The sequence below is a fragment of the Parasynechococcus sp. genome, assembly GCF_042954245.1.
In the GTDB taxonomy this organism is placed as follows: domain Bacteria; phylum Cyanobacteriota; class Cyanobacteriia; order PCC-6307; family Cyanobiaceae; genus Parasynechococcus.
In genome coordinates, this window is record NZ_JBGKDP010000193.1 from 1 (window position 1) to 7,269 (window position 7,269).

Below are 7,269 nucleotides of genomic sequence, written 5' to 3' on the forward strand. Positions count from 1 at the left end.
GATTGTGACGTGGTCATGAGGGTTCAGCGAGCCATGGAGCGTGGAATCACCGTCAGGCCAGGGGTGCTCGGAGCCCAACTCAATGAATTACCCAGACCGTAGCCATCACAACTGGGGTTGCCTGCAAAAAAGCTCTTAATACAGCATTCCCGGTCAATTGGGATCATCCAGCGAACAGTTCGGCAGCGGAATCGCCATTAAGGTTCGGCGTGAGACATGCCCGGCTTGATGCTGCTGCCCACCCTGCTGAGCGAGATCAGCAGTCACGACCTCGAATTAGCGGAAACGTTGATCGGCGTCCTTCGCTTCATGCTGATCTTCGTGGCGGCCCGCACCCTCGCCGAGGTGTTGGTGCGCTTTGAGCTCCCCACAATCCTTGGCGAACTCCTGGCCGGGGTGCTGATCGGTGCTTCGGGTCTGCATCTTCTGGTGCTACCGGAGACCCAGGTGCAACTCTCTGGAGCCTTCTCCGAGGTGGTGTCCGGCCTTTCGCATGTGCCGGTTGATGAGATTCCAGCTCTCTACGACGAGAGTTTCGGCGCCCTGCAGGCGGTGGCCACGCTGGGGCTGTACTCCTTGCTCTTCCTCACGGGTCTCGAGAGTGAGCTGGAGGAACTGATGGCGGTGGGGGGCCAGGCCTTCAGCGTCGCCGTGGTTGGTGTGGTGCTGCCCTTCGCCCTCGGCACCCTTGGCCTGATGGCGATCTTCCATGTGGATGCGATCCCAGCGATCTTTGCCGGCGCCTCGATGACGGCCACCAGCATTGGCATCACAGCCAGTGTCTTCGGGGAGCTGGGCTATCTGCGCACCCGTGAAGGCCAGATCGTGATCGGCGCCGCCGTCCTTGACGACATCCTCGGCATCGTCATCTTGGCCATCGTCGTCTCCCTGGCGGCCGGCGGAAGCCTGGAGATCGGGCCCATCGTTCAGCTGGTGGTGGCAGCGGTACTGTTCGTGGTGGTGGCCTTGTTGTTGAGCCAGAAGGCTGCCCCTGCTTTCGACTGGGTGATTGATCAGCTCAAGGCCCCCGGCGCCAAACTCATTGGTTCCTACTTGCTGCTCGCTGTGAGCTGCTTCGTGGCCTCTGCAATTGGTCTGGAGGCTGCGCTCGGGGCCTTTGCCGCTGGTTTGATCGCCAGCACTTCGAAGCACCGCCACGAAATTCAGGCGGCAGTTACCCCCATCGTTGGCTTGTTCGCCACCGTCTTCTTCGTGCTGGTCGGAGCCGGCATGGACCTCTCAGTGATTAATCCATCCGACCCCGGGGCCCGTTCCGCCCTGGTGGTGGCCGCTTTCCTCTTCGTAGTGGCGATCATCGGCAAGGTGGCTGCCGGCTGGGCCATCTTCAGCAAGGAAAAGACCAACAACCTGGTTGTGGGTTTGGGAATGATGCCCCGAGGCGAAGTCGGCCTGATTTTCCTGGGACTGGGTACCGCTTCAGGGTTGCTCAGTCCTGGCCTTGAAGCGGCAATTCTGCTGATGGTGATTGGCACCACCTTCCTGGCGCCGGTGCTGTTGCGCATCGTCCTCAAAGGCAAGCCCCCTGAGGACGGCAATCAAGTTCCCGACGAATTCGCAGCGGACCCCCTGGCGGGTGCCTCCTGAATCAATCATCTTTCCCGGCATTTGCGAGGACGAGCAGAACACTCCAGCCCACTGCCACAAAGCCAAGGCTGGAGGCCCAGCCGGGACCCAAGGCCCAGCTGAATCCGAGCTGGGTCATCACGCCGGTGACCAGGGCCAGCAGCAAACTGCTGATCACCAAAGCTGGTTGATGCAACGATTCCGGGAGGTCACTGTCCACCAGGCTTGATTCTAATGTGCTGAGGGGTGCGCTCAGCGGCACGTAAAGGGCGATGGCCCAGAGCAAACCTCCGCGCCAGACGGATGCATCCATCAATGGTCCGCCCATGACCTCGTAGCTCACCATCCAAGCTGCCGCAGTGCTACTTAGCATCGCGTCCCTCGCAGCCTGCTGTGGATCGCGTCACATGGAGCCATCTCGGCCACGCCGTGCACATGGTGCAGCAGCATCCAGAGCAGGACAGCGCCGATCGTCCGGCTCTTCTGTTGGTGCATGGGTTCGGGGCATCCACCGATCACTGGCGCCACAACATGCCCGTGTTGGCCAAGACCCATGCCGTGCATGCAATCGATCTGCTGGGCTTCGGTAGAAGTGCCAAGCCAGCAGGGCTGAACTACGGCGGCGCCCTATGGCGCGACCAACTGGTGGCCTATGTGTGTGAGCGTATCGGCCGTCCGACGGTGATTGCTGGCAATTCCCTCGGTGGATTCGCGGCCCTCGCTGCCGGGGCCGCATTGGGATCAGATTGTGCGGGGGTTGTGCTGCTCAATGCCGCCGGTCCCTTCAGTGATGAGCAGAAACCGCCGCAAGGCTGGGGCGCCATCGCCCGCCAGAGCATCGGCACGGCACTGCTGAAGAGTCTTGTGCTGCAGCGGTTGTTGTTCGAGAACCTGCGCCGGCCCGCCACGATCCGCCGCACCCTCAATCAGGTGTACGTCGACAAAACCAACGTCGATGACTGGCTGGTGGAGTCGATCCGGCGCCCCTCCCTTGATCCCGGCGCCTTCGGGGTGTTCCGCACAGTCTTCGATATCCCCCGCGGTCAGCCCCTCGATGAGCTTTTCGCGGAACTGACGGCGCCGGTGTTGTTGCTCTGGGGCATCCGTGATCCCTGGATCAATGCTCCCGGTCGCCGCTCCACCTTTCAGCGCTATGCCCCGGCGGCCACCACTGAGGTGGTTCTGGAGGCCGGGCACTGCCCCCACGATGAGGTGCCGGATCAGGTGAATGCGGCCTTGCTGCAATGGCTGGAGGGTCTCAAGTTGGCTGAGGCACCGACAAAGGTGGATCTGCTGGCTACATGAATGAATGAGCCACCCCGCATCGGCGGATGCCCATGACCCTCACTCAGCAGTCGGCCCCCTACGCCCACTGGGACTTCGTGCATCCCAACAGCGGCGATCGGTTGCGGATCATCCCCGAGCGGGGTGGTCTGGTAAGCGGCTGGGTGTGCGGAGGGCGGGAGATTCTCTATTTCGATCAAGACCGCTACGCCGATCCCACTAAAAGCATTCGCGGCGGTATTCCGGTGTTGTTCCCGATCTGCGGCAATTTGCCCGGCGACGTGCTCCCGGTGGATGGGGTTGATTACCCCCTCAAACAGCACGGCTTCGCGCGGGATCTCCCCTGGCAGCTTCAATTGTTGGAGGATCAGAGTGGCCTACGCCTCAGCCTCTCCAGCACCGACGAAACGCTGAAGGCCTATCCCTTCCCTTTCCGTTTGGAGATGGAGCTGCGCCCTGTTGCCTCTGCGTTGGAGATCTCCACCACCGTGCACAACTGCGGTGCTACCGCCATGCCCTTCAGCTTTGGCTTGCATCCCTACTTCAACGTGAGCGATCTGGCCCAGACCTGGCTCACGGGTCTGGCGGAGCGCTGCCTTAACCATCTGGAGATGGCGGAGGCCGCCACCGCCGATCAGCTCAAGCGGTTGCCCGAGGGGGTGGATTTCCTCTGCCGGCTTGCGGGTCCGGTCAGCCTGATCGACGACGCCACCGGCGTGACGCTGGAACTGCAGCATCAGGCACCGCTGGATCTCAGCGTAGTTTGGACCGAGCCCCCGCGCCCGATGGTCTGTCTGGAACCCTGGACCGGTCCACGGCAGGCCCTGGTGAGTGGTGATCGAAAACTGGTGCTCGAGCCCGGTACAAAGCAGATCCTCGCCTGTCGCTACAGCGTCTCCTGATCCACCCCCGGCAGACGGCCTCGGCTGAGTTGCAGTTTGGGGTCGAACTGGCGTTTCACCGCTTCGATCAGCGGTCGGGAGGGACGGTCAAGCCAGACCGGCACGGTTGATTCGGCCGCGCGTTTCAACAGCGTCATTTCGCCGCTGAGGCGGATCACGCTGCGGCGCAGCGCCTCCAGCTGGTGATCCGGTGTCACCGCGTCGCACCAGCCATCACCGCAACCGGCTCCCGCCGCAAGCTCCCAGGTCCACGGTTTGAGTGCCCTCATCGCCTCATCCCGCAACAACCAGTGCAACTGGGCCGGCGGCATCACCAGCCGGATCAGTTGCGTGGAGGGGCTGGCGTCGAGGGGTATGGTCAGGGCATCGGAACAAGGCTGGCGTTCGGCGCTGAGCTGCTGGTCCAGCGCCAGCCCCTTGAGCTGCTTCAGCTGATCTTCCACCGCCTGGTCCGACACGCTGCTCACCACCAGCCGCAGCCGCCAGGCACCATCACCGCTGTTGATCCAGTCACAGCGTTCCGGCGTCAGGCTGGAGCGCAGCAGTTCGCTGCGAAAGGCCTCCTGGGCCTTCAGGTCGCCCTCCACAAGCAGGCTGCTCCGGGCGGGGCGCAGCGGTTGCAGCCGCAGGGTGAGTTCGGTGATCAGCGCCAGGCTGCCCCAACTGCCGCAGAGCAGCCGCATCAGGTCGTAGCCCGCCACGTTCTTCACCACCCGTCCACCGGCGTGGGCTTCGGTGCCATCCGCCCGCAAAAGGCCGATGCCAATGATCTGATCGCGCACCCCCAGATGGCGTTGCCGCAGTCCCCCCGCCAGTCCACGGGCCACCAGGCCGCCGATACTTCCGGGAGCGCCGGCCCGGGGCCAGTCAATTGGCAGCCATTGCCCCTGCTCCGCCAGCAGATCCTGCAGGTTCTGCAATGGCAGACCGCCTTCCACCGTGATGGTCAGATCGTCCACGGCATGATCGATCACCCGGTTGAACTGACGGCAGGAGAGCACCTCATGGCGGGGATCCAGCGGCGGACCCCAGTCCAGGCGTGTGCCCAGGCCACTGGGACTCCAGGGGGTGCCGCTCTGGTGCCACTGGCGCACCAGGTCGATCAAAGCGCTGCGGCTGGCGGGGGAATGGCTCACGGCACGATGGTGCCATGAAGGTTGTGGTCATCGACGACGATCCCACCGGTTCGCAGACGGTGCACAACTGTCCGCTGCTGCTGCGTTGGGATGTCGACACCCTGCGCCGGGGGCTGCGCCATGCGTCGCCCTTGTTGTTTCTGCTGGCTGACACCCGGGCGCTGACGCCAACGGATGCAGCGGAATGTAACCGCGGTATTGCAGCGGCCTTGGATCAGGCGCTGCAGCGGGAGGGATTGGCGCGTGATCAGGTGTTGCTGGTGAGTCGTGGCGATTCGACATTGCGCGGCCATGGTGTGCTGGAGCCTGAGGTCTTGCAGGCAGCCTTCGGCCCCTTTGATGCCACCTTTCATGTTCCGGCGTTCTTGGAAGGTGGCCGCACCACCTTGAACGGGGTGCATCTGCTCCATGGGGAACCGGTCCACACCACGCCGTTTGCCCAGGACCGGCTGTTTGGCTTCAGCAGCAGTGATCTGGCCCTCTGGTTGGAGGAGAAAAGCGATGGTGCCATTGCCGCGGCGTCCGTGCAACGCATCAGTAGCCGGCAGCTTGATGCTGCCTGTGCTTCAGGCCTGCCGCTGTTGATCGATCGTCTGCGTTGTCTCGAGGGCAATGCAGCGGTGGTGGTGGATGCCGAACGGCAGGAGCAGCTCACCGCTCTGGCTGCAGCGGTTCGCACCCTACGGGGGGAGAAACGGTTCCTTTTCCGCTCTGCCGCCAGCATGGTGAAAGCCCTGGCGGATCCAGGCCCGCCGCCGTTGGATCTAGAGGGTCTTGTGCGATTGAGGAGGTCGGCTGCCGATGGCATTCCTCAGCCAGGTCTTGTGATGGTGGGCTCCCACGTGCCCTTGGCGGACCAGCAGCTGGAGGAATTGCTGGTGGAACCGGGGTGTCATGGGGTTGAACTGCCGGTGCCGCGCATCGCCCGGGTGCTGGAGGGGCCGACACCCGACTTGCTGCTGGCCGATCTGGAGTGGGTCTGGTTACAGCAGCTGCGAGCGCTGCTTGATCAAGGCCTGACGCCGGTGCTGTTCACCAGCCGCGGTGAGCTGCGTTGCGCCTCAGAGAACGAGGGCCGGCGCTTGTCTTCCGCTCTGGCGGAGTTGATGGGTCGACTGGCCGCAGCCCTTGCTCCTGATCTGGGCTACCTGATCAGCAAAGGTGGCACCACCACCCAGACGCTGCTGGCCCGGGGCCTGGCCCTCGAGTCGGTGCAGCTGGAAGGCCAGCTGCTGCCGGGACTGTCGCTGGTGCGTCCGTCAGCGGGCCCTTGCAGCCGATTGCCGATTCTCACCTTCCCCGGTAATCTCGGCGTTGCCGGCACGCTGCGGGATGCCTGGCAGCGGATGCAGGCCGGCTGAGGCGGCCAGCAGTTCCATCGGGTGCTGCACCTGGGCCTGATCGCCCAGGTGGCGTCGCAGTTGCAGGGTGCAACCAATGTTGGCGCTGGCCACCCATCCAGCGCCGGTGCCGCTGAGGTCATCGGCCTTGATCCGGCCCAGTTCGGCGGCTTCCTCCGGCTGCACCAGGTTGTAGATGCCGGCGCTGCCGCAGCACACCCCCGCCTCGGTCGCTTCCCGCAGCTGAATGTTGGGGATGGCCCGCAGCAGCTGGCGGGGCTGAGCCTGGATTCCCTGGCCGTGAATCATGTGGCACGCGTCATGCATGGCCACGACGCCGGGGAGCGGTTGCAGTTGGGCGCGGAACGACTCCAAAAGGCCGCGGTCCGCCAGGAATTCCTGCACATCCAGCACCGGGGCCCGAAAAGCAACCTTGCCGTTTAGCAGCCCCCCATAGGCCTTCATCGTGTGGCCGCAGCCGGAGGCCGCCACCAATACGGCATTCAGTTCTCCCTGGATCGCGTTCATGTTACGCACCAAATCCCTTGCCAGTTCGCGGGTGAGGTCCAGCTCCCCCTGGTGATGGCTCACCGCCCCGCAGCAGCCCTGGTCCGGTGGAATCACCACCTCAAAACCATTGGCCTGCAACACCTTTACCGTTGCGCTGCTCACGTTGGGATCGAAGCAGCGCTGCACGCAGCCCAGCAACAGCGCCACGCGGCCGCGGCGTTCCCCGCTGGCGGAGTTGATCTCGGGCAGGTGGTCGCTGAAGCTTTCCGGCACTAACGGCGGCAGCAGCTGCTCCATGGCTTCGATCTCCGGACCGAACAGGCGGGTGAGTCCGGAGCGGCGGGCCAGTTGTTGAAGCGGTGTGCCGGCGTAGGCCCGCAGTGGTTGCAGCAAGGCTCGCAGGCGTTTGGGGTAGGGCAGCACCTGCAGCAGCAGCTTGCGGAAATTGGTTTGCCAACTGCTGCGTTGGTTGACCTGATTCAGCTTGGGCCGGGTGGCCTCGATCAGCTGGTC

Annotated in this window: 7 protein-coding genes; 4 read left to right on the top strand and 3 right to left on the bottom strand. The window is 63.9% G+C overall.

Annotated elements, in window-relative coordinates:
• The first annotated feature begins 228 nt into the window (after positions 1 to 228).
• Positions 229 to 1,605: a cation:proton antiporter gene (locus ACGVJ8_RS08685; protein ID WP_392347290.1), complete on the top strand. Its 1,377-nt coding sequence runs from the start codon at positions 229 to 231 to the stop codon at positions 1,603 to 1,605.
• Position 1,606: 1 nt separating this feature from the next.
• On the opposite strand, the gene ACGVJ8_RS08690 is transcribed toward ACGVJ8_RS08685, so the two are convergent.
• The gene (locus tag ACGVJ8_RS08690) at positions 1,607 to 1,930 is read right to left on the bottom strand and encodes a hypothetical protein (protein ID WP_392347279.1); all 324 of its coding nucleotides are present in this window, start codon (positions 1,928 to 1,930) and stop codon (positions 1,607 to 1,609) included.
• Between the two features lie 47 nt (positions 1,931 to 1,977).
• On the opposite strand from ACGVJ8_RS08690, the gene ACGVJ8_RS08695 reads away from it, so the two are divergent.
• Positions 1,978 to 2,889, top strand: coding sequence for an alpha/beta fold hydrolase (locus ACGVJ8_RS08695; RefSeq protein ID WP_392347281.1), 912 nt, complete (start codon positions 1,978 to 1,980; stop codon positions 2,887 to 2,889).
• A gap of 26 nt (positions 2,890 to 2,915) precedes the next feature.
• Positions 2,916 to 3,770, top strand: coding sequence for a galactose mutarotase (locus tag ACGVJ8_RS08700; RefSeq protein ID WP_392347283.1), 855 nt, complete (start codon positions 2,916 to 2,918; stop codon positions 3,768 to 3,770).
• Here ACGVJ8_RS08700 and ACGVJ8_RS08705 read toward each other — a convergent pair.
• The gene (locus tag ACGVJ8_RS08705; RefSeq protein ID WP_392347285.1) at positions 3,755 to 4,906 is read right to left on the bottom strand and encodes an FAD-binding oxidoreductase; all 1,152 of its coding nucleotides are present in this window, start codon (positions 4,904 to 4,906) and stop codon (positions 3,755 to 3,757) included. The genes ACGVJ8_RS08700 and ACGVJ8_RS08705 overlap by 16 nt on opposite strands.
• 14 nt (positions 4,907 to 4,920) lie before the next feature.
• Here ACGVJ8_RS08705 and ACGVJ8_RS08710 point away from each other — a divergent pair, with 14 nt between their 5' ends.
• Positions 4,921 to 6,267: a four-carbon acid sugar kinase family protein gene (locus ACGVJ8_RS08710; protein WP_392347287.1), complete on the top strand. Its 1,347-nt coding sequence runs from the start codon at positions 4,921 to 4,923 to the stop codon at positions 6,265 to 6,267.
• Here ACGVJ8_RS08710 and ACGVJ8_RS08715 read toward each other — a convergent pair.
• Positions 6,166 to 7,269 (bottom strand): (Fe-S)-binding protein (locus ACGVJ8_RS08715; RefSeq protein ID WP_392347288.1); only part of this gene is annotated, 1,104 nt, incomplete at its 5' end. The genes ACGVJ8_RS08710 and ACGVJ8_RS08715 overlap by 102 nt on opposite strands.